This window comes from Hydrogenophaga sp. GW823-FHT04C09 (assembly GCF_058796355.1).
On sequence record NZ_JBXAIO010000010.1, the window covers coordinates 123,156 to 149,404 of the forward strand.

23 protein-coding genes are annotated in these 26,249 nt (G+C 66.8%); 9 read left to right on the forward strand and 14 right to left on the reverse strand.

The window, feature by feature from the left end; all coding sequences use genetic code 11:
- Window positions 1-409 precede the first annotated feature (409 nt).
- Window positions 410-1,162: a TerC family protein gene (locus AC1Q9M_RS23190; RefSeq protein ID WP_382152949.1), complete on the forward strand. Its 753-nt coding sequence runs from the start codon at window positions 410-412 to the stop codon at window positions 1,160-1,162.
- Window positions 1,163-1,256: 94 nt separating this feature from the next.
- Window positions 1,257-1,607: a phage holin family protein gene (locus AC1Q9M_RS23195; RefSeq protein ID WP_382152946.1), complete on the forward strand. Its 351-nt coding sequence runs from the start codon at window positions 1,257-1,259 to the stop codon at window positions 1,605-1,607.
- Window positions 1,608-1,633: 26 nt separating this feature from the next.
- On the opposite strand, the gene AC1Q9M_RS23200 is transcribed toward AC1Q9M_RS23195, so the two are convergent.
- On the reverse strand, window positions 1,634-3,328 hold the full coding sequence (locus AC1Q9M_RS23200) for a M48 family metalloprotease (RefSeq protein ID WP_444687733.1): 1,695 nt from the start codon (window positions 3,326-3,328) through the stop codon (window positions 1,634-1,636).
- Window positions 3,329-3,385: 57 nt separating this feature from the next.
- Between AC1Q9M_RS23200 and moaC the strand changes: the two genes are divergently transcribed.
- Complete coding sequence (gene moaC, locus AC1Q9M_RS23205) at window positions 3,386-3,883, forward strand: cyclic pyranopterin monophosphate synthase MoaC (RefSeq protein ID WP_382322311.1); 498 nt, start codon at window positions 3,386-3,388, stop codon at window positions 3,881-3,883.
- A gap of 10 nt (window positions 3,884-3,893) precedes the next feature.
- Here the strand turns inward: moaC and tfpZ are convergent, their stop codons facing one another.
- From tfpZ to sucC, 9 genes are all read right to left on the reverse strand, one after another.
- Window positions 3,894-4,655 (reverse strand): TfpX/TfpZ family type IV pilin accessory protein, encoded by a 762-nt coding sequence (tfpZ, locus tag AC1Q9M_RS23210; protein ID WP_382322312.1) that lies wholly within the window; start codon window positions 4,653-4,655, stop codon window positions 3,894-3,896.
- A gap of 11 nt (window positions 4,656-4,666) precedes the next feature.
- On the reverse strand, window positions 4,667-6,496 hold the full coding sequence (locus tag AC1Q9M_RS23215; RefSeq protein ID WP_492435970.1) for a PglL family O-oligosaccharyltransferase: 1,830 nt from the start codon (window positions 6,494-6,496) through the stop codon (window positions 4,667-4,669).
- 74 nt (window positions 6,497-6,570) lie between these two features.
- Entirely contained in the window at window positions 6,571-7,050 is a 480-nt protein-coding gene (locus tag AC1Q9M_RS23220; RefSeq protein WP_492436019.1) for a pilin, read from the reverse strand.
- A 195-nt stretch (window positions 7,051-7,245) separates the two neighbouring features.
- Window positions 7,246-8,049, reverse strand: a complete 804-nt coding sequence (locus tag AC1Q9M_RS23225) for a 3',5'-cyclic-nucleotide phosphodiesterase (RefSeq protein WP_492435972.1) — start codon at window positions 8,047-8,049, stop codon at window positions 7,246-7,248.
- A 187-nt stretch (window positions 8,050-8,236) separates the two neighbouring features.
- Entirely contained in the window at window positions 8,237-8,866 is a 630-nt protein-coding gene (locus AC1Q9M_RS23230) for an FHA domain-containing protein (RefSeq protein WP_382152925.1), read from the reverse strand.
- A gap of 50 nt (window positions 8,867-8,916) precedes the next feature.
- Window positions 8,917-9,702, reverse strand: a complete 786-nt coding sequence (locus AC1Q9M_RS23235; RefSeq protein ID WP_382322316.1) for a Stp1/IreP family PP2C-type Ser/Thr phosphatase — start codon at window positions 9,700-9,702, stop codon at window positions 8,917-8,919.
- A 10-nt stretch (window positions 9,703-9,712) separates the two neighbouring features.
- Window positions 9,713-12,406, reverse strand: a complete 2,694-nt coding sequence (locus tag AC1Q9M_RS23240; RefSeq protein WP_492435975.1) for a CHASE2 domain-containing serine/threonine-protein kinase — start codon at window positions 12,404-12,406, stop codon at window positions 9,713-9,715.
- 228 nt (window positions 12,407-12,634) lie between these two features.
- Window positions 12,635-13,528, reverse strand: a complete 894-nt coding sequence (gene sucD, locus AC1Q9M_RS23245) for a succinate--CoA ligase subunit alpha (protein ID WP_291111541.1) — start codon at window positions 13,526-13,528, stop codon at window positions 12,635-12,637.
- 15 nt (window positions 13,529-13,543) lie between these two features.
- Window positions 13,544-14,704, reverse strand: a complete 1,161-nt coding sequence (sucC, locus tag AC1Q9M_RS23250) for an ADP-forming succinate--CoA ligase subunit beta (RefSeq protein WP_444687736.1) — start codon at window positions 14,702-14,704, stop codon at window positions 13,544-13,546.
- A 171-nt stretch (window positions 14,705-14,875) separates the two neighbouring features.
- Between sucC and argC the strand changes: the two genes are divergently transcribed.
- Together argC and AC1Q9M_RS23260 are read left to right on the forward strand one after the other, a co-directional pair.
- A complete protein-coding gene (argC, locus tag AC1Q9M_RS23255) occupies window positions 14,876-15,787 on the forward strand; it encodes an N-acetyl-gamma-glutamyl-phosphate reductase (RefSeq protein ID WP_444687737.1) in 912 nt (303 codons plus the stop codon).
- A 101-nt stretch (window positions 15,788-15,888) separates the two neighbouring features.
- Window positions 15,889-17,448, forward strand: coding sequence for an MFS transporter (locus tag AC1Q9M_RS23260; RefSeq protein WP_444687738.1), 1,560 nt, complete (start codon window positions 15,889-15,891; stop codon window positions 17,446-17,448).
- A 9-nt stretch (window positions 17,449-17,457) separates the two neighbouring features.
- Here AC1Q9M_RS23260 and recX read toward each other — a convergent pair whose 3' ends face one another.
- Together recX and recA are read right to left on the reverse strand one after the other, a co-directional pair.
- Entirely contained in the window at window positions 17,458-17,919 is a 462-nt protein-coding gene (gene recX / locus AC1Q9M_RS23265; RefSeq protein ID WP_382152914.1) for a recombination regulator RecX, read from the reverse strand.
- A 17-nt stretch (window positions 17,920-17,936) separates the two neighbouring features.
- Window positions 17,937-19,058 (reverse strand): recombinase RecA, encoded by a 1,122-nt coding sequence (gene recA / locus AC1Q9M_RS23270; RefSeq protein WP_382322321.1) that lies wholly within the window; start codon window positions 19,056-19,058, stop codon window positions 17,937-17,939.
- Between the two features lie 134 nt (window positions 19,059-19,192).
- Between recA and AC1Q9M_RS23275 the strand changes: the two genes are divergently transcribed.
- The 3 genes from AC1Q9M_RS23275 to AC1Q9M_RS23285 all read left to right on the forward strand — a co-directional run bounded on the left by AC1Q9M_RS23275 (window position 19,193) and on the right by AC1Q9M_RS23285 (window position 21,981).
- Window positions 19,193-19,711 (forward strand): MarR family transcriptional regulator, encoded by a 519-nt coding sequence (locus AC1Q9M_RS23275; protein ID WP_382328000.1) that lies wholly within the window; start codon window positions 19,193-19,195, stop codon window positions 19,709-19,711.
- A 100-nt stretch (window positions 19,712-19,811) separates the two neighbouring features.
- The gene (locus AC1Q9M_RS23280) at window positions 19,812-20,486 is read left to right on the forward strand and encodes a response regulator (RefSeq protein WP_382152905.1); all 675 of its coding nucleotides are present in this window, start codon (window positions 19,812-19,814) and stop codon (window positions 20,484-20,486) included.
- A gap of 115 nt (window positions 20,487-20,601) precedes the next feature.
- On the forward strand, window positions 20,602-21,981 hold the full coding sequence (locus tag AC1Q9M_RS23285) for a sensor histidine kinase (RefSeq protein ID WP_382163823.1): 1,380 nt from the start codon (window positions 20,602-20,604) through the stop codon (window positions 21,979-21,981).
- A gap of 4 nt (window positions 21,982-21,985) precedes the next feature.
- Here the strand turns inward: AC1Q9M_RS23285 and AC1Q9M_RS23290 are convergent, their stop codons facing one another.
- The gene (locus AC1Q9M_RS23290) at window positions 21,986-22,636 is read right to left on the reverse strand and encodes a glutathione S-transferase family protein (protein ID WP_382322323.1); all 651 of its coding nucleotides are present in this window, start codon (window positions 22,634-22,636) and stop codon (window positions 21,986-21,988) included.
- 22 nt (window positions 22,637-22,658) lie between these two features.
- The gene (locus AC1Q9M_RS23295; RefSeq protein ID WP_382327996.1) at window positions 22,659-25,604 is read right to left on the reverse strand and encodes a DNA topoisomerase III; all 2,946 of its coding nucleotides are present in this window, start codon (window positions 25,602-25,604) and stop codon (window positions 22,659-22,661) included.
- 97 nt (window positions 25,605-25,701) lie between these two features.
- Here AC1Q9M_RS23295 and AC1Q9M_RS23300 point away from each other — a divergent pair, with 97 nt between their 5' ends.
- Window positions 25,702-26,241, forward strand: a complete 540-nt coding sequence (locus AC1Q9M_RS23300; protein WP_382322325.1) for an SET domain-containing protein — start codon at window positions 25,702-25,704, stop codon at window positions 26,239-26,241.
- The last annotated feature ends 8 nt before the right edge of the window (window positions 26,242-26,249 follow it).

A 26,249-nucleotide genomic window follows, 5' to 3' on the forward strand; every position in this document is an offset into this window, starting at 1 on the left:
TGAACGCACCGGCAACCGGAACCAACCCCGGCCTTGTGGTAACTGCGTACCCGTCCCAGGCACCGGACGCGGTAACGGCCCGCTACAATCGCGGGTCTCGAAGGGGAGTAGCTCTCCGCTCCAGCGCTTGCCGCTGGACATTCGGGTTGTCGTCAATACGAAGCCACCGCTTCCGGCAACCCGGGCCCGGCAATCACCTTGCCGGGCTGAGCAAGACCTTTGATAGGCCCCATGGGCCGATCAAGGCATGTCCATCCCCTTCGCCAGCGCAGTTGCGCCATTGCGGGCGGATGACACAGCGCCTTCCGATCGACCATGGTGGTCGATACATGAGAAGAGAAGGCCGGGCGGATGGCGACGAGATCGGCTCGCGCCCCCACCCATTTGGACAAACGACAACGAGGAATTTATGGATTTCCTGACATCGCCCGCGTTCTGGGTCGCCCTGGGACAGATCATCATCATCGACATCCTGCTGGGTGGCGACAACGCGGTCGTGATCGCGCTGGCCTGCCGCAAGCTGCCGCCCGCACAGCGCACCAAGGGCATCATCTGGGGCACTTTCGGCGCCATCGTGCTGCGGGTCATCCTGATCGCCTTCGCGATGACGCTGCTGACCGTGCCGTTCATCAAGCTCGTCGGCGCGCTGCTGCTGGTGTGGATCGGCGTGAAGCTGCTGGCCCCCGATGACGAGGCGCATGGCGACATCCAGGGCAGCGACAAGCTGTTCGCCGCCATCAAGACCATCATCGTGGCCGACCTGGTGATGAGCGTGGACAACGTGATCGCCATCGCCGGTGCCGCACAGAACGCGGGCGAGCACTCGTTCCTGCTGGTGGTGCTGGGCCTGCTGATCTCCATTCCCATCATCGTCTGGGGCAGCACCATGGTCATCAAGCTGATGGCCCGTTTCCCGATCATCATCACCCTGGGCGGCATGCTGCTGGGCTGGATCGCTGGTGGCATGCTGGTCACTGACCCGGCCTTCGTCACCCCCGACAAGTGGACCTTCATGCCCAAGCTCGGCACGGTGGATGAGAAGGGCATGGCGGTCATCTCCGACACGCTGTACTGGTCGGCCCACGTCGTCGGTGCGCTGTTGGTGCTCGCACTGGGCAAGTGGATCTCCTCCCGCCGTCCGCCGGTGGTGCACGAAGGCTGAGCCGGCCTTTCGAGGTCCTGACACACCAGGGCGGCGTCCGACAGGGCGCCGCCCTTTTTCTTTTCAACGAGCGACCAGTGCTATGCTGGTCTGCATGAAACTCATCCTGACTTGGCTGCTCGCGGCCTGCGCCCTGCTGGTGGTGGCCTACATCTACCCCGGCGTGCAGGTGCAGAGCTTCACCTCCGCCCTGATCGCCGCGGCGGTCATCGGCCTGTTCAACGCCGTGCTGCGGCCCATCCTGGTGATCCTGACCTTGCCCGTCACCATCGTCACGCTGGGCCTCTTCCTGTTCGTCATCAACGCCCTGATGTTCTGGGCGGCGTCGGGTGTGCTCGATGGCTTCCGCGTCAACGGCTTCCTGGCCGCGCTGCTGGGCTCGTTGATCTACTCGGTGTTGATGCTGGTGGTGAGTTCCGCCATGCGCTCCATCGGCTCGCGCTGAGCCGATCGGTCGGCCCGTCACCGGGCCTACTTCTCTTCGCGCACAGACTCGCGCAACTGCGCCTCGACTTCACGACGGCGGCTGTCCACGATGGCCAGTTCCATGCCGTCCGCGCGTTGCGCGGCGGGCAGCGCCTGGGCCGCCTTGAAGCGGTCCACCGCACCACCGAAGTCCAGGTGGGCGGCACGCGCCTCCGCCTCGGCACGGATGGCGCGCATGGTCTGCCCTTGCACGGCATAACCCCGTGACAGCGTTTGCCAGGCCACCGCGTCGCGCGGCTGCAGCGCCACCCAGGCCTGCAAGCGGCTGACCGCGCGCTGCGGCTGACCGGTGGCCAGCGCGGCCTGCGCACCGAGCAGGGCACTGGCGCGGGAGGTTCCCGCCAGGGCCTGGTCGCGCAGTTCCGCCAGCAGGGCCGCCTGCGCGGGAGGCAGGGAAGGCACACCGCCCGCGACGGGCGACAGCAAGATGTCGAGCAGCAGCGCATCCACCGTGGGGCGCGCCTCGGGCGCCACCGCCGTGCGCAACTGCTGCGCCAGCTCCAGAGCCAGATCGCGCTGTCCCAGGCGCAGTGCCGAGAGCGCGGCCGCGTAGCGGTCGCCGGGCGAGGCATTGGCCGATCGGCCATTGGCGAGCCAGGCGCGCTGCCGATCAGGACCGTTCTCCGCCAGCACCCTGGCGCGCGCCGACACCAGCACGTGCACGCTGCGCGAGGGCATGGGCAAGCCCACGGAGGCGCTGGACGCGCCCCGCGCGCCCGGCAGGTCCAGACGCAGGCCCAGGGGAGCGGTCGGTGCGGTGGCGCCGCTGGCATCCGGCGTGGTGGCCTTGATCGGGCCCACCTGGCCGCCTGCCGCCGCGGCCGGCCCGGAGGGCACCCGGGACCGCATGTCGGCAATGCGCTCCCCCGTCAACGGGTGGCTGCGCAGGTAGGGGAACGAGCCGTCGTCGTAGCGCGAGGACTGCTGCATCTTGTCGAACATGCTCACGAAGCCCAGGCCGTCAAAACCGGCGCCCGTGAGGACGCCAAAACCCACGCGGTCGGCCTCGCGCTCCATGTCGCGCGAGAAGTTCAGCTGCGTCTGTGCCGCGACGGCCGTGCTGCCCGCGATCGCGGCGCTGGCCACCTGCGGGTTGGACCCGGCCGCCAGCGCGCCCAGAATCATCGCCCCCATCATCCACGGCGCCATGCGCTCCTCGCGCGTCATCATGCGGGCGATGTGGCGCTGCGACACGTGGCTGAGCTCGTGCGCCATCACCGAAGCCAGTTCCTCGGGCTTGTCGGTGATCGCGATCAGGCCCAGGTTCACGCCAAGGTACCCCCCTGGCAGGGCGAAGGCATTGACGCGCTTGTCGCGCGAAACCACCAGCTCCCAGGCCAGGCGCTCGGCCAGTTCGGGCGGCACGTCACCTCGATCGCGCGCCGCGCCCAGCAGGGGCTGCCACAAGGCCTGCAGGTAGTCGCCGAGCACCGGATCGTCCAGGTAGTCCGGATCGCGGTAGATGTCGCGCGCGATGCGGTCCCCCAGGCGCCGTTCGGCCGCGATGGACATGCCATCGCCGTCGCCCAGGCTGGGCAGCGAGGAGGTGGACGTGCCGTCACGGACCGGCTGGGCGATCGAGGCCGGTGTGGGCAGCAGCATCGACGCCATGGCCAGCACGCCCAGGCCCAGGGCGGTGCGTCGAACAGGGGAAAGCAGCGACTTCGGTAAAAAACGCATCCCCGTATGATGCCGCCAACGCCCGACGGTTCTGTAAAGCCCGCGAAACAAGCCCCCATGACCGATACAAAAGCTTCCTCTCCCCTGACTCACTTCGACGCCCAGGGCCAGGCCCACATGGTCGACGTGGCGGCCAAAGCCAGCACCCACCGGGTGGCCGTCGCGGAAGGCCGCATCACCATGTTGCCGGCCACGCTGGCGTTGATCCAGGCGGGCACCGCGAAAAAGGGTGACGTGCTCGGCATCGCGCGCATCGCCGGCATCCAGGCCGCCAAGAAGACCAGCGACCTCATTCCGCTGTGCCATCCGATCGCGCTGACCCGCGTGGCGGTTGAATTCGACATCGAACCCGAGTCCCACAGCGTGCGCTGTCTTGCAACCGCCGAATGCACCGGTCAGACCGGGGTGGAAATGGAAGCCCTGTCAGCGGTGTCGGTGGCGCTGCTCACCATCTACGACATGTGCAAGGCCGTGGATCGGGGGATGGTGATGGGGGGGGTGCGACTGGTGGAGAAACGCGGAGGGAAGAGCGGGAGTTTTACGGCAGCCGCTTGACCTCTCACTCTCAATAGGGGTCCACAGGCAGAAAGAGCACGGGCCGTGCATCCAGCGGCGAGAGGATGGCGGTCCAGAACGCATGTCGGCTGGCCACCGGCAAGTAGCGCACGCCGTCCAACTTCAACCCCGCCGACGCCAGGCCGGCCTGAACCACCGGCGCGGCCTCGGGTTTGGCGGCAAGCAACGCGCTGAGCGGCTGGGCGGCCGACTGAATGGCTTGTGTCTGCGTGTCATACCCAACCCAGAGATCGGCACGCGCACCGATGTCCACGCCTTGCAAGGCCGCCATCGTCACCTCCATCCTTTCGGTTGCCGAGGCAAACGGGCGCACCGCCACCAGCTCGGGGCCACGAACCGGCAGTGAGCGGAATTCGGGCGCGCTCTGAGCCAGCAAGCCCGGGTCGACGTCGATCGCGTGAATCACTCTCAGGCGATCGATCTCGAAGGCCAGGTACACCGGCCGGGCCTGGAACACGGTCCAGGCGCCATACGACAAGGCGCCGACCTGCACGAGCGCAATCAGGGCCACGTCCATGCGCAGCTCTTTGAGCGGCTTCTTCGCGGCCGCGACCGCGAAGGTGCACACGGGACCCAGCACGACGTCCACGGCCGCCACGAGCAGGAACAGGTTCAAGCCGCCCGCCAGCACCCGGTAAGGGTGGGGGTACCAGACGAAGAAGATCAACCCGCCCACCACGAGCAGGATCAGGGCACTGACCAGGAAATGTCCGATGGCCCACTTGAATCGGTATCGAAGAGCTGCGTGCATGACGGAGAGACTCACGGGGTTGGCAAGGAAACCTGGGGATTGTCGGACGGCGCAAGGGGCAGGGGCTCGGAGCGATCCAAGGTTTCCGGCGCCAGCTGGAAGGACGTGCTGCGTCCGGCGTAGTCCGGCCAGTTCAACGAGGCGAGCGAAGGATGCGCCCTCTGATCGCGCGCCCAGATGCCCTGCATCGTCACAACAAGGTCGGCACCCATGATGGCGTTGAGGCGCATCATCCAGACGCGCGCGGTTTCTTCCTCACCGGCAAGCGCATGGGCCTTGGCCGCGGCGTAATAGGCGGGCGGTGAGTTCACGCTGCGCGCCGTGTCCGAGATCCAGAGGAGCTCCTGCTCGCTCATTCCTTGGCGCAGCGGCAAACGATAGAGCACCAATTCGTCATGGATCTGGTTGAGCACGCGCGGCTTGTGCACTTCGATGTCCGGCCGCTTGCCCACGCCGTTGCTCTCAAAGCGCCACTCGGTGTAACGTTCCTGGTAGGGGAAATAATCCGCCGATATCCAGCCTGCCACGCCCAGAGTCACCACCCCGGCAACGCCCCAAGACCACCCGGGCAACGAAGGCCCATTCGAGGCGACCCGCACCGGCATCAACCAGCCGGCGAACAAAGCGGCTGGGGCCATGAAATAGAGAAACTGGTGCGGCAACTCCAACATGGCATGCACACCCAAAGCCACCACCACGGCGAGCGCAAAAACGTTCTCGGGCCGCTTCGGCAGTTCTAGCAGCCGCTTGCTCAGCCAGAAACCAAGGGCGCCCAGCAACAACAGCCCCATGGGAATCCCCAACCAGAGAAACACGTCGAGGACGGCGTTGTGTGCGTGAGCGAAGCGCTGGCCGATGTACAACTCGGGTTGTAGATGCGCCACGGCCACGTAAGCAAAGCCGCCATCGGTCAAACCGTAGCCGAACCATGGGCGCTCAAGAAGGGCTGCGCCAAACGCCCGCCAGGCATCAATTCGGGCACCATCAATGGCCGTCAGGCGCGCTTCGGCATTCTGTTGCCCCCCGAGGCCCAGCCAGTTGGCCACCTCCTTGAAGTTCAGTAACCACAGGATCAGCACCACCAGGATCGAACACCAGACGATCCAAATGGTCCTCCGCCCCTCGCCCTTCAACGCCAAGGCCAGCAGCCCGGTCACAACGGCCATCTCAAGTAATCCGGCGCGCGACTGGGTGAGCCCGATGCCGATACCGATCCAAACAAACAGCAACACGAACGTGGCCAGCGAGAGCATGCGGCGATGGCGGAACCAGGTCAGGGCGATCAGCCCCCAGACCTGGATGGTCGCCAGCTGGTTGGGCTGCAGGATCATGCCGGAAGGGCGCTCGCGGTCACTAATGGGGGTGACCAACAGCAGCACCAGGGAGTCGAAATCGCCGGAATACCACTGCAACCATTGAATCCATTGCACGGGCACATTAAGTGCCGCCCCCAGGGCCAGGGCAGCGAAGACGATATCTATAAAGCGGCGACTTTGGTTCAATCTCGCGGCATGGCCGCACAAAAAGGCCAGCAGGGAGGCGGCCACATAGGCGGAAGAAACCGCCGCTGTACCGGCCTTGGGCATCAGCTCAGCGGCCCACTGCCCCCAAGGCACTACGATCAGCAGCCCAAACACACCCGCAAAGAACGATAGCGGCACGCGCCAACGGGTCTGCCAGGCAAGTACGATGGCGATCAGCCCCAACGCCACCACCATCACGAGCTCGTGGTGAAACGCGTTCCAGGGCAGCTGATGGTTGGGCATCAACCAGGCCAGCGACAGCAGCACGGCTGCAAGAACGTTCTCGACCTGCTGAAAACGGGTGTAGTGCTGCAGCATTGTGGCGGCCGGGGAATAAAAAAGAAAGGCCGCAAAGCGGCCTTTCCATGTGTGTCAAATATCGCCGCGAGCGATTAGGAACGGCAAGAACCCGGGAGGTACTTGGCAAGCATTCCTTCGGTGGTGTCAGGGCCGCAGTTCCAGCTTTGAATGACGCTGCCGCCGCCGGTCGTACCGACCAGGGCTGCACCGGAGACAATTGGAACCAGACGAATCCGGTTGGTGGTGGCAGTCACTTGACCACCGATATTGGCCGCGTTGCCAACGATCGTGATAACGCCGTTTTCATCGGCGCCGCCCGATGCCACCATTCGCGTTGGGGTGATGGAGCAAGAGGCGGGGATGGCCGAGGCTACGTTGATGCCAGGCGCGGTCTGAACCACTTCCGTGATCGAGGTGCGGCAGGAAGAAGCCGCCAGGATCACTTCCGACACGCGCGCACGCACCGTGTAGTCTTGGTAAGCGGGCAACGCGACGGCCGCCAGAATACCGATGATGGCCACCACGATCATCAATTCGATCAGGGTGAAGCCTTTTTGAATGGCACGGTTCAATTTCATGGAGAACTCCTTGGGAGGCAGGGGTTGGGATAAGAACGGCCTCCTATCAGCACGCCCCGTGCCAGCCCGAAATGCCACGCTTTTTGAGGTCTTTTTAACGCTTCACCCTGCATCAGTGACATTTGGTGACCCCTGCATCGGCATGCGACCGACAATTTTTGTCACCTCGCCTTCAGGCAACGGCTTTTGTCACAACTCGAAGGTCTGCCCCGCGCTGAGCCAGCGGATGTCGTGGCGCACATCGCCCGCGCGGTTGGGCGCTTCGTCGAAGCGGCGGATCTCTTCCATGATCAAACCGGTTTCCGCCGGCTTGGTGTGGGTGATGTAGATCGGGTAGCGCTGACGGCCATCGATCTGCTCCAGCTCCTGCGCCAGCAGGCTGGGAGCCAGGTGCAGGCTGCGCTGCGCGAGGGCGTGCTCCCGGTCGCTGAAGGCGGTTTCGATCACCAGCAGGGCCACAGGGAGCTGGTTGACGCGCTGCCAGAACGCTGGGTTGCGCCCGGTGTCGCCACTGAAGACCCAGTGACCCGAGGCGCTGGCGGCGGCAAAGCCGACCGCCGGCACGGTGTGCACCGCAGGCAAGACCTCGACCGACTTGCCGCCGACATGGAGCACCTCGCCGACCGCAATGGACACGAAGCGCATGAGCGGCGTGTCCACACTGGGAATGGCGGAGAAGTCGGGCCAGATCAGGTTGTTGAAGATGTGCACCTTGAGCGCGGCGATGGTGCCGGGCAGCGCGTGCACCTGCAGCGGCGCAGCGCCACTGGCCAGGCGCCGGGCGGCCACGGCATCGAGCATGAGGGGCAGCGCGGCCACGTGATCCAGGTGCGAATGGGTGAGCAGGACGTGGTCCACCCGCGCCATCTCATCCAGGGTCAGGTCGCCCACGCCGGTACCGGCGTCGATCAGGACGTTGTCGTCGAGCAGAAAGGACGTGGTGCGGCAACCATGGGCGATGGCGCCAGAGCACCCCAGTACGCGGACCCTCATTTGGCAGCTTTGGCAGTGGCATGGCCGGGACCGCCGGCACATTGGATGGGGAAACTGGTTGCCTCAGACCGAACAAGCCGGGCCGGCAACCGACTGCCGAAGGCTACCCGTTTGACCAGGCGCCGGAAAGGACTTTTTTGGCATTTCTGCCGATGGCCGCCATGCCCGGGCATGGCTCGGGTTCGTCTCAGTGCTGGACGAACTGCATCTGCGTGCCGGCCAGTTCCAGCAGGTCGCCATGGTGCAGGTTCACGGCGTCGGTCCCGATGGGGCTGCCGTTGATGGTGGGCTTCTGCGTGCCTTCGACCAGGGCCACCACATAACCATGGGGCCGGCGCGTGATGGCCGCCACCGCCACACCGGGTTTGCCAATGGTGGTCACCACCTTGACCAGAGGCACTTCACGACCGGCCGCGGTGCCGGACATGACCTTGATCGCGGCGTTGCCCAGCGGTGCGCCCTGGGAGTCGCCGGCCTCCACCACGGAGCCGGCGTTGATGACGGTGGTCTTTTCGTAGGTTTCGCTCGCGCCTTCGTGCACGAACTTGATCTTGTACTTGCCGATTTCGACGGCATCGCCGTTCTGCAGCTGCTGCTTCTTGATCGCCTTGCCGTTGACGTAGGTGCCGTTGGTGCTGTTGAGGTCTTCCAGAAACACGTCCATGCCCGACATCTGCATCACGGCATGCTCACCGCTGACCGCGAGGTTGTCGATCACGATGTCGTTGTAAGGACGCCGGCCCAGCGTGGTGCGGTCTTTCGTGAGTTGCACTTCCTTGATGACGACACCGTCGATGGAAACGATCATTTTCGGCATGGCCGACTCCTCTGGAACCTATTGATTGAATTCTGAAATGGCGCTGGCGATTACTTGCCGAGCATCCGCGAGAGCAGGCCTTTGCGGATCGGCTTCGATCGAGCATACGCCAGTATCACCGAAATATTGTCGCGTCCACCGCAGTCGTTGGCCCCGTCCACCAGGGCCTGCGCCTTTTCCTCCAGCGTGCCCGCGGTCACCAGAATGGCGGCAATGCGCTCGTCACTCATCATGTCGCTGAGCCCGTCGGAACAGAACAGATAGAGGTCTTCGTCCTCGACCCGGTACTCGTTAACCTCGAGCAACACCGTGTCTTCCACCCCCAGGGCGCGGGTGACCAGGTTCTTGTGGGTGGCGTACTGGGCCTGCTCCAGCGAAATGAGCCCGGCGTCGATCTGCTCCTGCAGCAAGGAGTGATCCCGCGTGATCTGCACGAAGCTGCCGGCGCGCAGGCGGTAGCAGCGCGAGTCGCCCACATGGCCGATCATGGCGCGCGCGCCATGGAACACGCCCATGACCAGGGTGGTGCCCATGCCGGCGTATTGCGCGTTGGAATTCGCGGCGTTGAAGATGGACCGGTTGGCGTTGTCGATGCAGATTTCCATGGCGCGCTTGAGTTCGCGCGCGCTGGCCTCATGCCCCCCCTCGGACATCCATCGCCCGAGCTCGGTCCGGATGAAGGTGGTCGCCATCGCGCTCGCGACTTCACCCGCGTTGTACCCGCCCATGCCATCGGCCAGCACCACGATCTGGTTGTCGGGATCGAGGGCCACGGAGTCCTCGTTGTTGTCCCTGACCAGACCCGGATCTGTCAGACAAAAATACTCAAAAATCATATTGTTGGATTTATAAGCGGATATCGAAGCTGACTGTCTCGGGCTCGCGCGACGAAACCGGCACCGGCGTGACAACTGTGGCAAGCACCGCGTTTTCATGGCCGTGCCCATGGGAAGCGGGCACGGTCTGAGGCGCCATGTGAACGTCGGGGGACGTCGACAGGGCGGCGATGGTCTTGCGGAGGTCGGCGGCGATTTCGAGCCCTGTCTGGTACCTTTCCGCAGGCGATTTCGACAGGGTCTTGCTCAGTATATCGGCCAGTTCCGGCGGCAATTCAGGACGTCGTTCACGCACATCGGGCGCGGGCTGGTTGGCGATCTGGTACATGAGCGCGGCCATCGAATCGCCCCGCATCGGCAAGCTGCCCGTGAGCAACTGGAACAGCATGACCCCCAGCGAATAGAGGTCCGAGCGGCCGTCCACGCGCTGGCCGGCCAGCTGCTCGGGCGACATGAAGCTCGGGGTGCCCAGCACCATGCCCGTGCGGGTCTTGCTGGACCCGGTGATGCGCGCGATGCCGAAGTCGGTGACCTTCACCGAATCGGTGGCGGGGTCGTACATCACGTTGGCGGGCTTGATGTCGCGGTGCACCACCTGCTGGCGGTGCGCATGGTCCAGCGCCAGCGCCACGCGCTCGCCGATGGACAGCACGGCCGCGACCGGCAACAGCTGTCCGTCGCGGGTGTGCGCCGCGAGGTCGCGCCCCTGCAGGAACTCCATCGCGATGTAGGCCAGGTCATGCTCTTCGCCCGCATCGAAGATGGTGACGATGTTCGGGTGCTGCAGCCGCCCGGCCGTTTCGGCTTCGCGGAAGAAGCGTTCGCGCACGTCGGCCAACTCCGAGCCTTCGAACTCGGCGCTCAGCGCCAGCGTCTTGATGGCCACGGTGCGCCCGATCTTCGGATCCAGGCCCTGGTACACCACGCCCATGGCGCCCTTGCCCAGCTCCTTCTCGATCCGGTATCGGCCCAGCATGGGTTTCTCGACACGCTCATCGCCGAGCACCAGCGTTCCGCCTGGATGCGACGAGCCCGGCCCCAACACCACCGTGTTCGAAAGATGCCTGGTCCGCTGAAGGCGTGCCACCACATCGGCGTCGGCGTGATCGAGTCGGGTCATGTGCTCGTACACCGCTTCGGCCTTGTTGAGCTGGCGCTTGCGCTCGAAGTCCAGCGCGAGGTGCCGGAGGTTGTCCATCAGCGCGGGACTGAAGGGCACGCGGCGCAGGCGGTCGAACGCCATGTCGAGCTGGCCCTGACCCTGCAGCGCCAGGCCCATCATGCGGTTGGTCTCGGCCGACTCCTCGTCCGCCTTGATCTTGCCCGCTTCCGTTGCGAGGAAGCGCCGGGTGGTGAGCGCGAGGTGCCCGATCAGCAGCAGCGCGACCGGGAACACCAGTTGCAGCCAAATCGCAGCCGACGCCAGCAGTTGATATTCGGCCCCCAGCAGGAGCAGGAACAGCCCAGCTGTCACCACGGCGCCCGCAGCGGCGGACAGGCGCGGCAGCAACGCCACCAGATGCGCCACGACCACCAGCAACACGCCCAGCACCGCCAGACCACCCCAGGCCGGCTGGGCGATGAAATGCCCATTGAGGAGGCTGGAAGTGATGTGCGCGAGGATGGCGGCGGGGGACATCGCCGGCGACACCGGGGTGGTGAAGAGCGTGCCCACGCCCGCGGCGGTCGCGCCGATGATGACCACCTTGTCGGTGTACTTGCTGGCGGGAATGCGCCCGGAGATCACGTCGTAGAAGGAGTCCACCGTGAAGGCGGGCTTGCCGTCGCGATCGGCGTAGAACTGCGGCAGCAGGCGCGCCGCCTCGTCGGTCGGCAGGCGGGTCGGGCCCAGCTGCACGCCCTCGCCCGGCCACAGGCGGATGTCCTCCATGCCCAGGTTCAGGCTGTGCGCCGCGACGCTCAGCGCCATGGACGGCACCGCGTAACCATCGAAGTCCACCAGCAGCGCTTCCCGGCGCACCGCGCCGTCGGCATCCTGAATCTGGTTGAGGTGGCCCACCGCCCGGGCGGCCTCCCCCACGGCGGGCAGGGGCTGTTGCGTGCGTTGCGCCGGCAGGCCGAAGCCGCTGTCGTCGGCCAGCGCGCTGCGCTGGGCGAAGGCGGGCAAAGGCGCGTCGGGCCGGCCCAGCGGCTCACCCAGGGTGAACACCGAAGGCACGATCACGTTGCCCGCGCGCGCCATGCTGGCGACCAGCCGGGCGTCGGTATCCAGGCGCTGCTCGGCCTCGCCAATGAATCCCAGCAGGCGCTGGCGCGACACGGCGCCCAGATCGGGCAGCGGTGTGGCGCCGGGTGCCATGCCGTCGAGCTGGCCGCGCAAGGCCCGCAGCTGGGCCAGGCCCCGGTCGGTCTGCGGTTCGAAGAAGAAGGCGGTGTGAGCGACGGTCTTGGCCTTGGCCGCGCTGAGCTGGTCGATCAGCTCCGCATGCACCTCGCGCGACCAGGGCCATCGCCCGATGTTGGCAATGCTCTGGTCGTCGATCGCGATGATGGCGATGCGCTCACTGGGCTGGCGGCTGCTGGCCGCGCTGGCAACGTCGTAGAAGCGGCGTTCCAGGCCGTCGAACAGGTCGGTCGAAGCGTGCAGCGCGAAAACGGCGAGCACCACCCCGAGGCCCAGGCAGGCGTCGGATCGCCAGATCCGGCCTCGGCCTTGCAGGGGTTTCGTCTTGCGGGTGGACACGTCGCGCATTCTCCGGGTGGGTTCGCCTGCAGGTCGCCGCGAACTGCCCAAAGGTCAGAGACAAGCGCACCGTCGGTGCCGGCAAATCGCTGGCATCCTGGATGTTGCATTTTGTTGCAATCAGGTTCGGCCGAGCAAGCGCCTTTGTGGATTCGGCACCTCAATTTCCGTGCGGACATAAAAAAAGGCAACGCAAGCGTTGCCCTTTTCACACCCTCGAGGGGTGGCTCAGAGCTGGGCCTTGAGCAGCTTGCCCAGTTCCGACGGGTTGCGCGTGATGATGAAGCCGGACTCTTCCATGACGGCAAGCTTGGCATCGGCCGTGTCGGCGCCGCCGGAGATCAGCGCGCCCGCGTGGCCCATGCGCTTGCCGGGAGGCGCGGTCACGCCCGCGATGAAGCCCACCACCGGCTTCTTCATGTTGGCCTTGCACCAGCGGGCCGCGTCGGCCTCGTCCGGGCCGCCGATCTCACCGATCATGATCACGGCGTCGGTGTCGGGATCGTCGTTGAAGGCCTTCATCACGTCGATGTGCTTGAGGCCGTTGATGGGGTCGCCACCAATGCCCACGGCGGTCGACTGGCCCAGGCCCACTTCCGTCAGCATGGCCACGGCTTCGTAGGTCAGCGTGCCGGAACGGCTCACCACGCCGATGCGGCCCTTGCGGTGGATGTGGCCGGGCATGATGCCGATCTTGATCTCGTCGGGCGTGATCAGGCCGGGGCAGTTGGGGCCCAGCAGCAGGGTCTTCTTGCCGCCGGCGGCTTCCTTGGCCTTCATCTTGTTGCGCACTTCGAGCATGTCGCGCACCGGGATGCCTTCGGTGATGCAGATGGCCATGTCCAGGTCGGCTTCCACGGCCTCCCAGATGGCGGCGGCGGCGCCCGCGGGCGGCACGTAGATCACCGACACGGTGGCGCCGGTCTGCGTCGCGGCTTCCTTGACGGAGGCGTAGATCGGGATGTTGAAGATCGACTCGCCGGCCTTCTTCGGGTTCACGCCGGCCACGAAGGCGTTCTTGCCGTTCGCGTATTCCTGGCACTTCTCGGTGTGGAACTGGCCCGTCTTGCCCGTGATGCCCTGGGTGATGACCTTGGTGTCTTTGTTGATGTAGATGGACATGATGTTTCTCCGGGCTTACTTGACGGCAGCAACGATCTTGGTCGCCGCTTCGGCCATGGTGTCTGCGGCGATGATGGGCAGGCCGGATTCGGCCAGCAGCTTCTTGCCCAGCTCTTCGTTGGTGCCCTTCATGCGCACCACCAGCGGCACGGACAGGTTCACGGCCTTGCAGGCGGTGATCACGCCGGTGGCGATGGTGTCGCACTTCATGATGCCGCCGAAGATGTTGACCAGGATGCCCTTGACGTTGGGGTTCTTGAGCATGATCTTGAAGGCTTCCGTCACCTTCTCGGCGGTGGCGCCACCGCCCACGTCCAGGAAGTTGGCGGGCTCGCCACCGAACAGCTTGATGGTGTCCATGGTGGCCATGGCCAGGCCGGCGCCGTTGACCAGGCAGCCGATGTTGCCGTCCAGGCTGATGTAGGCCAGGTCGAACTTGGAGGCTTCCACTTCGGCCGGGTCTTCTTCGTCCAGGTCGCGGTAGGCCACGATCTCAGGGTGGCGGAACAGCGCGTTCGCGTCGAAGTTGAACTTGGCGTCCAGCGCCATCAGGTTGCCCTTGGAGTCGCAGTTCAGCGGGTTGATTTCCACCAGCGACGCGTCCGTGTCCATGTAGCACTTGTAGATCTTGGAGAAGATGTCCGCGGCCTGGTCGACGGAGGCGCCGGTCAGGCCGATGGCCGCGGCGACCTTCTTGCTCTGCTCGGTGGTGATGCCGGTCAGGGGATCGATCATCTCGGTGATGATCTTTTCGGGCGTGGCGTGCGCCACTTCCTCGATGTCCATGCCGCCCTCGCTCGAAGCGATCAGGGCCACCTTCTGCGTCGCGCGGTCGGTCACCAGCGAGACGTACAGTTCGTTCTTGATGTCGGCGCCGTCTTCGATGTAGAGGCGGCGAACCTTCTGGCCTTCGGGGCCGGTCTGGTGCGTCTTGAGCTGCATGCCCAGGATTTCGCCGGCCAGGCGCTTGACGTCGTCCACCGACTTGGCCACCTTCACGCCACCGCCCTTGCCACGGCCACCGGCGTGGATCTGGGCCTTGACCACCCAGATCGGGCCGCCGAGCTTTTGAGCGGCTTCCACCGCCTCTTGCACCGTAAATGCCGCAATGCCGCGGGGCACGGGCACACCAAACTGGCGCAAGATTTCCTTGCCTTGGTATTCATGGATCTTCATGAGGTGTCTCTCAGGAACAGGTAAAAGAGTGACGGCCGAACCGGGGTGGCCGCTGGGTGGGCACTGAAAACAGCAACCCGGGACTGTATCATGGTGCAACGCACCAAAAGCGCGCATTCGACGCGCGGGTTTGGTAATCCCCCTGAATCCAACTGACAAGGCAGAGCGGCCATGGCCAAGGTTTTCATCGACGGCGAAGCAGGCACCACCGGATTGCAGATTCGCGAGCGCCTGCAAGGCATGCCGCAGATCGAACTCGTGAGCATCGCACCCGAGCGCCGCAAGGACCCGGTCGCCAAGCGCGAGCTGATGGCGCAGGTCGATCTGGTCATCCTCTGCCTGCACGACGACGCGGCGCGCGAATCGGTCGCCATGATCGATGCCCTGCCCGGCCGGCAGCCCAAGGTCATCGACGCCTCCACCGCCCACCGCACCGCACCCGGCTGGGTGTTCGGTTTCCCCGAACTCGCGCCGGGCCAGCGCGACGCGGTGGTCAACGCCCGCCGCGTGGCCAACCCGGGCTGCTATGCCAGCGGCGCCATTGCCCTGCTGCGCCCGCTGGTCGACGCCGGCCTGCTGCCCGCCGACTACCCGGTCTGCCTGCCCGCCGTCAGCGGCTACTCGGGCGGCGGCCGCACCATGATCGAGGCCTACGAAAAAGGCGAAGCCCCGGCCTATGAGCTGTACGCCCTGGGCCTCAAGCACAAGCACATCCCGGAAATCCTGGCCTACACCGGCCTCACGCGCCGGCCCATCTTCGTGCCATCCGTCGGCAACTTCGCACAGGGCATGTTGGTGCAGTTGCCCCTGCACCTGGACACCCTGCCCGGCCAGCCCACGCTGGCCGACCTGCACGCGGCCTACGCAAAGCACTACGCGGGCAGTGAATGGGTGAGCGTGCAACCGGCGACCGAAGACGGCAAGCTCGACGCCCTGGCCTTGAACGACACCAACCAGCTCGAAATCCGCGTGTTCGGCAACGGCGAGGCGAAGCAGGCGGTGGTGGTCGCCCGGCTGGACAACCTGGGCAAGGGCGCCAGCGGCGCCGCGGTGCAGAACCTGAAGCTGATGCTCGGCCTGTAAGGCTGAGCGGCGGGTTGTCGAAACGCCCGGCCCTGGTTCGTCGTACCCCAGGATGGCGCCGGATCTCGGCGCGGTCCACCGCCGAACCTCGAGGAAACCCCATGCCTGCCACTCCGCCAGCCATCGAGATCGCTCCACCCCGGGCCACGCGCCGCGAATGGGTGGCGCTGGGCGTGATCGCCCTGCCCTGCCTGGTCTATGCCATGGACCTCACGGTGCTCAACCTCGCGCTGCCCGCCATCAGCGCCGACCTGCGGCCTTCGTCCGCGCAACTGCTCTGGATCATCGACATCTACGGCTTCATGGTCGCCGGCCTGCTGATCACCATGGGCACGCTGGGCGACAAGATCGGGCGGCGCCGGCTGCTGATGATCGGGGCGATGGCGTTCGCGGCCGCCTCGGTGGCGGCGGCCCTGTCCACCACCGCGCAGGCCCTCATCGCCACGCGCGCGCTGCTCGGCATCGCCGGCGCCACGCTGGCACCGTCCACGCTCTCGCTCATCTCCAACATGTTCCGCGATGAGCGCGAGCGCCGCATCGCCATCGGCATCTGGATCTCGAGCTACTCGGTGGGTGGCGCGATCGGCCCGCTGGTGGGTGGCGTGATCCTGCAGTACTTCGCCTGGCCCGCGATCTTCTGGGCCGCGGTGCCGGTGATGTTGCTGCTGTTGGCGGTGGGCCCCTTCCTGCTGCCCGAGTACCGCGACCCCGAGGCGGGCCGGCTCGACCTGGGCAGCGTGGCGCTCTCGCTCACCGCCGTGCTCGGCGGCGTGTTCGCGCTCAAGCAGGCGGCCGAAGGCCATGTGGACGCGCCGACCTGGGTGGCTGCGGCGCTCGGCCTCGCGGCGGGCGTGGCCTTCGTGCGGCGCCAGCGCCGCATCGCCTACCCGCTGCTCGACCTGCGGCTGTTCGGCCAGCCCCGCTTCGCGGCCGCCATCTGCACCTATGCCCTTACCTCGTTCGCGATGTTCGGCGTCTACATCTTCATCTCGCAGCACCTGCAGCTGGTGCTGGGCCTCTCGCCCCTGGTGGCGGGCCTGTGCACCGTGCCCTGGGCCCTGTCGTTCGTGGTCGGTTCGATGCTGACACCGGCCATCGCGCAACGTTGTTCGGCGCCCCGCACCATGGTGACGGGGCTGGCGGTGGCAGCGGTCGGCTTCGCGGGCGTGGCGCTGGTCGATGGCCCCCATGGCCTTGCCGCGCTGGTCGTGGGCATGACGCTCATGGGCATCGGCATGGCGCCGGTGTTCACGCTGGGCAACGACATCGTCATCAGCTCGGCGCCGCCCGAGCGCGCGGGCGCGGCATCGGCCCTGTCGGAGACCAGCGCGGAGCTGTCCGGCGCCCTGGGCATCGCGGTGTTCGGCAGCATGGCCACGGGCCTCTACCGCGCCGGCATGGCGGGCCAGTTGCCGGCGGGCCTGCCCCAGGAGGCCGTGGCCGAAGCCTCGACCCTGGGCGGCGCGCTGCGGGTCGCCGAAAGCCTGCCCGCGCCGCTGGCCGAGGCCCTGGGGCTGGCCGCGCGCAGCGCCTTTGTCGATGGGCTGCAGGCCGCCGCGGTGCTGGGCACGGGCATCATGGTGGCCAGCGGCCTGCTGGCCTGGCGCATGCTGCGCCCGCCCCGGGCGCCGGGCGGCGCCTCGGCCACCCAGCCACGCTGACGCGCGCGTTCAGTCCTCGCTGTCGTCGGCAGGCGCGCCCTTCACCACGCGCCGCACCACCTCGGCGCCAAAGCCGCGCGTGAGCAGGAAACGCATCTGCTTGCCGCGCTCGGCGGCGTCGGCCGGCGGCCCGGCGAAGCGCTTGCGCCAGACCTCGCGCGCGCGCGCTTCTTCCGAACCCTGCAGGCCCGCCACCGCCTCGGCCACCGCCTGCGGGTCCAGCCCCTTGGCCTGCAGCTCCTGGCGCACGCGAGACGCGCCCAGGCGGGCCGAGCGCCGGTGCAGCACCGACTCCAGCACGCGCTGCTCGTTGATGAAGCCTTTGGCCTCCAGCTCGTCCAGCGCTTTCGCCAGCTCGCCAGGCTCGGTTTCGTGCACGCTCAGCTTGCGCTGCAATTCGGCGCGTGAATGCTCGCGCCCGGCGAGCAGGCGCAGCGCACGGCCTTTGAGGGAAATCTGGTCGAAGGCCATGCGCGCAAGGGCGGGGGTCAGGCCGCCGGCGTGGCGTCAACGTCCTTGGCCTTGGCCGCCTTCTCGGCCTTTTCGGCCTTGCCGCCCTTGGCGGGCGCCGGCGCTTCGTCCACCGGCAGCAGCGGCACGCCCAGTTCGGTGCGCACCTTGTTCTCGATCTCCACGCGCAGTTCGATGTTCTCGCGCAGGAATTCGCGCGCATTGTCGCGGCCCTGGCCGATCTTCTCGCCGTTGTAGGCGTACCAGGCGCCCGACTTCTCGATCACGCGATGCACCACGCCCAGATCGAGGATCTCGCCCTCGCGGCTGATGCCTTCGCCGAACAGGATGTCGAACTCGGCCGTCTTGAAGGGTGGCGAGACCTTGTTCTTGACCACCTTGACCTTGGTCTCGTTGCCGATCGCTTCCTCGCCCTTCTTGATCGTGCCGGTGCGGCGGATGTCCAGGCGCACCGAGGCGTAGAACTTCAGCGCGTTGCCGCCGGTGGTGGTTTCGGGGCTGCCGAACATCACACCGATCTTCATGCGGATCTGGTTGATGAAGATGACCATGCAGTTGGTCTTCTTGATGTGCGCCGTGAGTTTGCGCAGCGCCTGGCTCATCAGGCGGGCCTGCAGGCCGGGCAGCGAATCGCCCATTTCGCCTTCGAGTTCGGCCTTGGGCGTGAGCGCGGCCACCGAGTCGACCACGATCAGATCGACCGCGCCGGAACGCACCAGGCTGTCGACGATCTCGAGCGCCTGCTCGCCGGTGTCGGGTTGGGAAATGAGCAGGTCCTGCAGGTTCACGCCAAGCTTCTGCGCGTACTGGATGTCCAGCGCGTGCTCGGCATCGACGAAGGCGCACTGGCCGCCGAGCTTCTGCATTTCGGCAATGACCTGCAGGGTCAGCGTGGTCTTGCCCGAGGATTCCGGGCCGTAGATCTCGACCACGCGGCCCTTGGGCAGGCCGCCGACGCCCAGGGCGATGTCCAGGCCCAGCGAGCCGGTGGAGACGACCTGGATGTCCTCGATCACCTCACCCTCGCCCAACCGCATGATGGTGCCCTTGCCGAACTGCTTTTCGATCTGGGCCAGCGCGGCCTGCAAGGCCTTGGCTTTTTCGCTGTTGAGGGGGTTGTTCTTGACGGCTGCGTCCATGAGGGGCTCCTGAGCGGGTGGTAGAGGTTCGCAAAGCCTGTAAATGCGTACAGGCTGGATGCTTGAGCAGGAGTTTACAGGCAGGTTGAATTCGAACAAGGCGTTATTTGGTCAGTTTGCCTTACCATCAGCGAATGCCCGACACCGCCCCTGTTTTGCCCGACGACCGCTGGCGCGGCGGCCATCTGGGGCGCCTGATGGGCCTGGCGCTGCGCCGCTTCGACGAGCGCGTGCTCAGCCTGATGGCGCACGACGCCAACGTGCCGCTGGCGCTCTCGCACCTGGCGGCGCGGGCGCAGGTGGGCGCCGCGCACATCCACATCACGCGCCACCTGGGCCTGCACGGCTCGCGCCTGACCGAGCTGGCGCACCAGGCGGGCATGAGCAAGCAGGCCATGGGCGACCTGGTGACGCAGTGCGAGGCCTGGGGCCTGGTGCGGCGCGAGGCGGACGCGCGCGATGCGCGGGCACGGCGCATCGTGTTCACCGACACCGGGCTGCTGTGGCTGGAGGCGTTCCGCCAGGCCGTGGCCCAGGCGGAGGCGGAATTCCGCGCCCAGGTGGGCGACGCGGTGGCCACCGTGGTGGCGCTCGGCCTGGAGGCCTATGGCTCGGAATCACCCGGCGCGCGCGCGGCCGTGCCACCCCGCTGAACACCGTGCCGCAGGGGCCTGCGCGGCCTAAAATGGTTCGCCCGATGCCGGGCATTCCCCGATGAAGCGCTGCCCCGGCAGCCACCCAGGAGACCTTCCCATGCGCATCCTGATTGCCGAAGACGACCACGTGCTGGCGGACGGCCTGCTGCGCAGCCTGCGCGCCGCCGGCGCGGCGGTGGACCACGTCACCAGCGGCACCGAGGCCGACGCCGCCCTGCTGACCAACAACGAGTTCGACCTGCTGATCCTGGACCTGGGCCTGCCCCGGCTGCACGGCCTGGAGGTGCTCAAGCGCCTGCGTTCGCGCGGCTCCACGCTGCCGGTGCTCATCCTCACCGCGGCCGACAGCATCGAGGAGCGCGTCAAGGGCCTGGACTACGGCGCCGACGACTACATGGCCAAGCCGTTCTCGCTGCAGGAACTCGAAGCCCGCGTGCGCGCGCTCACCCGGCGCGGCATGGGCGGCTCCACCAACACCATCCGCCACGGCCCGCTCGAATACGACCAGGCCGGCCGCGTGGCCACCATCGACGGCAAGATGGTCGAGCTCTCGGCGCGTGAACTCGGCCTGCTGGAGGTGCTGCTGCAGCGCGCCGGGCGCCTGGTGAGCAAGGACCAGCTGGTCGAGCGCCTGTGCGAGTGGGGCGAAGAGGTGAGCAACAACGCCATCGAGGTCTACATCCACCGCCTGCGCAAGAAGATCGAGAAGGGCCCGATCCGCATCGCCACCGTGCGCGGTCTGGGCTACTGCCTTGAAAAAATCGCCGGCTGAAACCGAGGCTTTGATCGAGGCCGCACCGCCGCCGGTGGCGGGCCGCCCCATCCCGAAGTCGTTCGGCCTGTTCCAGCGCGAACAGCGCAGTCTGTTCGGCGAGATCCTGGACTGGATGCTCACGCCGCTGCTGCTGCTGTGGCCGCTGTCGCTGGCCCTGACCTGGTTCGTGGCCCAGGGCATCGCGAGCAAACCGTTCGACCGTGCGCTGGAGTTCAACCTGCAGGCGCTCACGCAGTTCGTGGCGAACCAGAACGGGCAGATCAGCTTCAACCTCAACGCGCAGGCGCGCGACCTGCTGCGCGCCGACGACAGCGACCTCGTCTACTACCAGGTGATCGACCCGCGCGGCAAGCTCGTCAGCGGTGAGCTGGACTTTCCCCGCCCGCGCGAGGACGAGACGCCCGAGGCCGGCCGCGTGCTGCTGCGCGACGACGTGGTGCGCGGCGACGAGGTGCGGGTGGCCTACACCTGGCTCGAACGCAACGACGCCCAGCACCTGGTGCTGATGCAGGTGGCCGAGACGCGCGGCAAGCGCTCCACGCTGGCGGCCGAAATCATCAAGGGCGTGATGGTGCCGCAGTTCGTCATCCTGCCGCTGGCCGTGCTGCTGGTGTGGCTGGCGCTGGTGCGTGGCATCCGCCCGCTCAACGAGCTGGAGCAGCGCATCCGCGCGCGCAAGCCCGACGACCTGAGCCCGATCGAGGAGTCGGCCATCCCGCAGGAGGTTGCGCCGCTGGTGTCGTCGATCAACGACCTGCTCACGCGCCTGAAGGCCTCGCTCACCACGCAGCGGCGCTTCCTGGCCGACGCGGCGCACCAGCTCAAGACGCCGCTGGCCGGCCTGCGCATGCAGGCCGAACTGGCCCAGCGCGAGAGCAACGCGGAGGAAATCCACAGCTCGCTCAAGCAGATCGCGCGCTCCAGCTCACGCGCCACGCACACCGTGAACCAGCTGCTCGCGCTGGCGCGCGCCGAGACCACCGGCCGCACCCTGCCCAGCGCGCGCGTGGACCTGGCGCGCCTGGTGCGCGGTGTGGTGCAGGACTCAGTGCCGCGCGCGCTGGAACACGGCATCGACCTGGGCTGCGAAGGCCCCGAGGAGGTGCCGGAAGACTGTCTGATGGACGGCAACCCCATCCTGCTGCAGGAGATGGTGCGCAACCTGGTGGACAACGCGATCAACTACAGCGGGCGCGGCGGCGTGGTCACCGCGCGCGTGCTGATCGACCCGTTCAGCGGCGTGCAGATCCTGCAGGTGGAGGACAACGGCCCGGGCATTCCCGAGAGCGAACGCGAGTTCGTGCTGCAGCCGTTCTACCGTGCGCTGGGCACCAACGTGGACGGCTCGGGCCTGGGCCTGACCATCGTGCAGGAGATCGCGCAGCAGCACGGCGCCACGGTGCTGATCGACAGCGCGCACCCCGAGCGCAACCCGCCCGGTCTGCTGGCCTCGGTGCGCTTCACCCCGAAGACGCCCCGACTGCCGGCCTGAACGTTCAGGCCTTGGGCTTGTAGATGTTGAGCATCAGCTTTTCGCGCTCGACCGCGCGCGCCACCGGCGGCAGCGCGGCGAAGCGCTGGGCCAGGTCCCAGGTCGCCGGCTGGGTGGTGGGATCGATGCCGGCAAAACCGCCCCAGCGCAGCAGCGTGAGCGCGTAGGCGTCCAGCGCGCCGGGGCGCTCGCCCATCATCCAGGGCGAGGCCTGCCTGGCCATCACCTCGATCTCGTCCAGCAGGCCCTTGTAGGTCTTGGCGGCGTGGGCGCGGATCGCCTGCTTGGCGGCCTCGTCGTCGGTGAACTTGTCCGGCATGAACACGTGCGTGAAGGTGGGGTGCACGGTGTTGTTCATCCAGGTCAGGGTCTGCAGCGCGCGCGTGCGCGCCAGGCCGGACGCCGGCAGGATGCCCGCCTCGGGCAGCTTCGCATCGAGGTGCAGCAGGATGGCCACGATCTGCGTGATCACCTGGCCATCGTCCACCAGCACCGGCACCTGGCCACGCGGGTTGATCGCCAGGTACTCGGGGCTGCGCTGCTCGTTCTTGTGCAGCTTGACGCTGTGTGGCTCGAACGCGGCGCCGGAGAGCTCCAGCATGCTGTGGGGCACGAAGGAACACGCGCCGGGGGCGAAATAGAGAGTCAGGCTCATGCGGAAATCCTTTTGGAAACAATCAGGTCAGGTGCTGGCCCACGATGCCCGCGATCTCGAACATGGTGACCTGCGGCTTGCCGAACACGGCGGCGAGCTTGGCATCGGCGTTGACGCGGCGCTTGTCGGTGGCGTCCTGCAGGCCGTTGGCCTTGATGTAGTCCCACAGCTTCTTCACCACCTCGGGGCGGGACACCGGGCCTTCGCCGATCACCGCGGCCAGGGCGGCGCTGGGCTGCTTGCCGCTGGCCGCCGTGGTCTTGCGCGGTGCCTTGGGCGTCTTGGCCGCCGCGGCTTTCTTGGCCGCGGGTGCCTTCTTGGCGGGCGCGGCCTTCTTCGCCGGGGCGGCCTTGGCCGGCGCGCCGGCGGCGGTCTTGCGCGGCGGGAACTTGCTCGCGCGCGGCTCGAACTCGAAGTTCACCTTGCCGGCTTCCTTGTCCCAGGCCAGGAAGGCCTTGAACGCGCGGCGCGTGCGCATCGAAACGAACTTGTCGAGCAGGTCGGTCTTGCCGGTCTCCAGCAGCTTGCTCATCTGTTCGCGCGCCACCGGCTGTTGCAGGATGATCTTGCCACTCTTGAAGTCGCAGGTCGGCGTGGGCTGGGCCAGGGTCGGCACCGATTTTTCGCACACGTAGTTGCTGCCGTGCTCGTGCACCGGGCTGCCGCACTTGGGGCAGGCGCCGAGCGACTCGCTGCCGGTGAAGTCCACCAGCTCGCCGCTTTCTTCGCCCTTCTTGTCGTCGCCGAAGTCGAACTCCAGCTTCCAGTTCTTTTCTTCTTCGTTGAACTTGATCACGATCTCGGCCACGAAGGGCCAACCCGCCTTGGAGCGGAAACCTTCGAGCGGGCCGATCTTCTTGTCGCGCAGCAGCTGTTCGGCCTCCTCGGGCTCGAAGGTGCGCCCGGCGGGCGACTTGCCGAACGAGAAGCCGCAGCCCTCGCTGTTGCCGTCGGCGCCGGTGCAGGTGTAGCGGCGGTAGTTTTCCTTCACCACGCCGCCGCAGTTCGGGCAGGGCGTGGACAGCGTGGCGTAGTTGCCCGGAATGGTGTCGCGGTCGTATTCCTTGGCCTTCTTCACCATGCGCTCGGTCATGGCGGCGATCTCGCCCATGAAGGCGGCGCGGCTGAGCTGGCCATGCTCCATCTGCGCGAGCTTGTACTCCCACTCGCCGGTGAGCTCGGGCTTGGAGAGTTCTTCCACGCCCAGGCCGCGCAGCAGCGTCATGAGCTGGAAGGCCTTGGCGGTGGGGATGATCTCGCGGCCTTCGCGGAACATGTACTTCTCGGTCAGCAGGCCTTCGATGATGGCCGCGCGCGTGGCAGGCGTGCCCAGACCCTTTTCCTGCATGGCTTCGCGCAGCTCGTCGTCGTCCACCAGCTTGCCGGCGCCTTCCATGGCGCCCAGCAGCGTGGCTTCCGAATAGCGCGCGGGCGGCTTGGTCTTCAGGCCCTTGGGCTCGACGCTCTCGGTGCGCACGGTCTCGCCCTCGCGCACGGGCACCAGGTTCTGGCCCTTGTCACCGTCCTTGGCATCGGCCACGTCCTCGGCGGCCTCCTTGCCATAGACGGCCATCCAGCCCGGCTTCACGAGCACCTTGCCTTCGGTCTTGAAGTGGTGGTTCAGCACCGAGCTGATGCGCGTGGTCACCATGAACTCGGCGCTCGGGAAAAACACCGCCAGGAAGCGGCGCACGACCAGGTCGTACAGTTTCTGCTCGGCTTCGCTCAGGCCGCTGGGCGCCTGCAGCGTGGGGATGATGGCAAAGTGGTCGCTGACCTTGCTGTTGTCGAAGATGCGCTTGCTCGGGCGGATGTAGCTGTTGTCCAGCGCGGTCTTCGCGTGCGGCGCGAGGTGCTTCATGCCGCTGCCGGCCAGCATCTCGAAGGTCTGCCTGACGGTGGGCAGGTAGTCCTCGGGCAGGGCGCGCGAGTCGGTCCGGGGGTAGGTCAGGGCCTTGTGGCGCTCGTACAGGCTTTGCGCCAGTTGCAGCGTGGTCTTGGCCGAGAAGCCGAAGCGGCCGTTGGCCTCGCGCTGCAGGCTGGTCAGGTCGTACAGCAGGCCGCAGGCCTGGGTGGTGGGCTTGCTCTCTTCCTTGACGCTGGCGGCCTTGCCCCGCACCGCGTCGGCGATCGCCAGCGCCTCGCGCTGGGTCCAGACGCGGTCGGCGCGCAGCTCGGCGTCGGCATCGTCACCGGTGGGCTTCTTGAAGTTGGGATCGAACCACTTGCCCGGGTATTCGCCGGCCTCGGCCAGGAAGCTGGCGTGGATTTCCCAGTAGTCGCGGCTCCTGTGGGCGCGGATCTTTTCCTCGCGCTCGACCACGATGGACAGCGTGGGCGTCTGCACCCGGCCGACGGTGGTGAGGAAGAAGCCCCCGTCGCGCGAGTTGAAGGCGGTCATGGCGCGCGTGCCGTTGATGCCAACCATCCAGTCGGCCTCGGAACGGCTGCGCGCGGCATCGGCCAGGCCCAGCATCTGCTCGTTGCTGCGCAGCTGCTCGAAGCCGTCTCGGATGGCCGCGGGCGTCATCGACTGCAGCCACAGGCGCTGCACCGGTTTGCCCAGCGGCTGGTAGCTGCCGTTCTTCAGGCCGCCTGCGTACTGCTCGATCAGGCGGAAGATCAGCTCCCCCTCGCGGCCCGCGTCACAGGCGTTGATGAGGCGCGACACATCCTTGCGCTTGACGAGCTTGACCACCGCGGACAGCCGCGACTTGGTCTTGTCGATCGGCTTGAGTTCGAAGTACGGCGGCAGCACCGGCAGGTGCGCGAAGCTCCACTTGCCGCGCTTCACGTCGAACTCCTCCGGCGCAGCGATCTCCACCAGGTGACCCACGGCGGAAGTCACCACGTACTTGTCATTCTCAAAGTGGTCATCGTGCTTGTCGAACTTGCCCGCCACCGGGGTAAGCGCTCGCACGATGTCTTGGGCCACGGATGGCTTCTCGGCAATGACCAGGGTTTTCATCTCTACAATCGGCTTTCCACGCGCGTGTACACGCGCACATGGGCACGCGCACACCCGCGCGCACCTGCATGAAACAACCTTACCAAATATTTCGGCCGTGACGAAAAGCCCCCGCCAGACGCAGCCGCGCCCTTCTTCCACCAAGACCAAGGCCGCCGCCCCCGCCGCCAGCCGCCGCATCCAGACCCGGCGCTCCGGCGTGCATGGCAAGGGCGTGTACGCCGTGGTCGATCTGGCCGAGGGCGAGACGCTCATCGAATACGTGGGCGAGATCATCACCTGGGAGGAGGCGCTGCGCCGCCATCCGCACGACCCGAGCGACCCGAACCACACGTTCTACTTCCACATCGATGAAGAGCACGTGATCGACGCCAAGGTCGGCGGCAATTCGGCGCGCTGGATCAACCACAGCTGCAAGCCCAACTGCGAAGCCGACGTGGAAGACGGCCGGGTGTTCATCCGTTCGTTGCGCCCCATCCAGGCCGGCGAGGAGCTGTTCTACGACTACGGCCTGGTGATCGACGAGCCCTACACGCCCAAGCTCAAGGCCGAGTACCCCTGCTGGTGCGGCGCCAAGAAGTGCCGCGGCACGCTGCTCGCCCCCAAACGCGCGGGACGCGCGTCCAAGCTCGGCTAAGGACCTCT

Bases quoted from the DNA above. Each gene is read 5' to 3' on its own strand.
- AC1Q9M_RS23190 (WP_382152949.1), top strand. From the start codon at position 410: ATGGATTTCCTGACATCGCCCGCGTTCTGGGTCGCCCTGGGACAGATC.
- AC1Q9M_RS23195 (WP_382152946.1), top strand. From the start codon at position 1,257: ATGAAACTCATCCTGACTTGGCTGCTCGCGGCCTGCGCCCTGCTGGTG.
- AC1Q9M_RS23200 (WP_444687733.1), bottom strand. From the start codon at position 3,328: ATGCGTTTTTTACCGAAGTCGCTGCTTTCCCCTGTTCGACGCACCGCC.
- moaC (WP_382322311.1), top strand. From the start codon at position 3,386: ATGACCGATACAAAAGCTTCCTCTCCCCTGACTCACTTCGACGCCCAG.
- tfpZ (WP_382322312.1), bottom strand. From the start codon at position 4,655: ATGCACGCAGCTCTTCGATACCGATTCAAGTGGGCCATCGGACATTTC.
- AC1Q9M_RS23215 (WP_492435970.1), bottom strand. From the start codon at position 6,496: ATGCTGCAGCACTACACCCGTTTTCAGCAGGTCGAGAACGTTCTTGCA.
- AC1Q9M_RS23225 (WP_492435972.1), bottom strand. From the start codon at position 8,049: ATGAGGGTCCGCGTACTGGGGTGCTCTGGCGCCATCGCCCATGGTTGC.
- AC1Q9M_RS23230 (WP_382152925.1), bottom strand. From the start codon at position 8,866: ATGCCGAAAATGATCGTTTCCATCGACGGTGTCGTCATCAAGGAAGTG.
- AC1Q9M_RS23235 (WP_382322316.1), bottom strand. From the start codon at position 9,702: ATGATTTTTGAGTATTTTTGTCTGACAGATCCGGGTCTGGTCAGGGAC.
- sucD (WP_291111541.1), bottom strand. From the start codon at position 13,528: ATGTCCATCTACATCAACAAAGACACCAAGGTCATCACCCAGGGCATC.
- sucC (WP_444687736.1), bottom strand. From the start codon at position 14,704: ATGAAGATCCATGAATACCAAGGCAAGGAAATCTTGCGCCAGTTTGGT.
- argC (WP_444687737.1), top strand. From the start codon at position 14,876: ATGGCCAAGGTTTTCATCGACGGCGAAGCAGGCACCACCGGATTGCAG.
- AC1Q9M_RS23260 (WP_444687738.1), top strand. From the start codon at position 15,889: ATGCCTGCCACTCCGCCAGCCATCGAGATCGCTCCACCCCGGGCCACG.
- recX (WP_382152914.1), bottom strand. From the start codon at position 17,919: ATGGCCTTCGACCAGATTTCCCTCAAAGGCCGTGCGCTGCGCCTGCTC.
- recA (WP_382322321.1), bottom strand. From the start codon at position 19,058: ATGGACGCAGCCGTCAAGAACAACCCCCTCAACAGCGAAAAAGCCAAG.
- AC1Q9M_RS23275 (WP_382328000.1), top strand. From the start codon at position 19,193: ATGCCCGACACCGCCCCTGTTTTGCCCGACGACCGCTGGCGCGGCGGC.
- AC1Q9M_RS23280 (WP_382152905.1), top strand. From the start codon at position 19,812: ATGCGCATCCTGATTGCCGAAGACGACCACGTGCTGGCGGACGGCCTG.
- AC1Q9M_RS23285 (WP_382163823.1), top strand. From the start codon at position 20,602: ATGCTCACGCCGCTGCTGCTGCTGTGGCCGCTGTCGCTGGCCCTGACC.
- AC1Q9M_RS23290 (WP_382322323.1), bottom strand. From the start codon at position 22,636: ATGAGCCTGACTCTCTATTTCGCCCCCGGCGCGTGTTCCTTCGTGCCC.
- AC1Q9M_RS23295 (WP_382327996.1), bottom strand. From the start codon at position 25,604: ATGAAAACCCTGGTCATTGCCGAGAAGCCATCCGTGGCCCAAGACATC.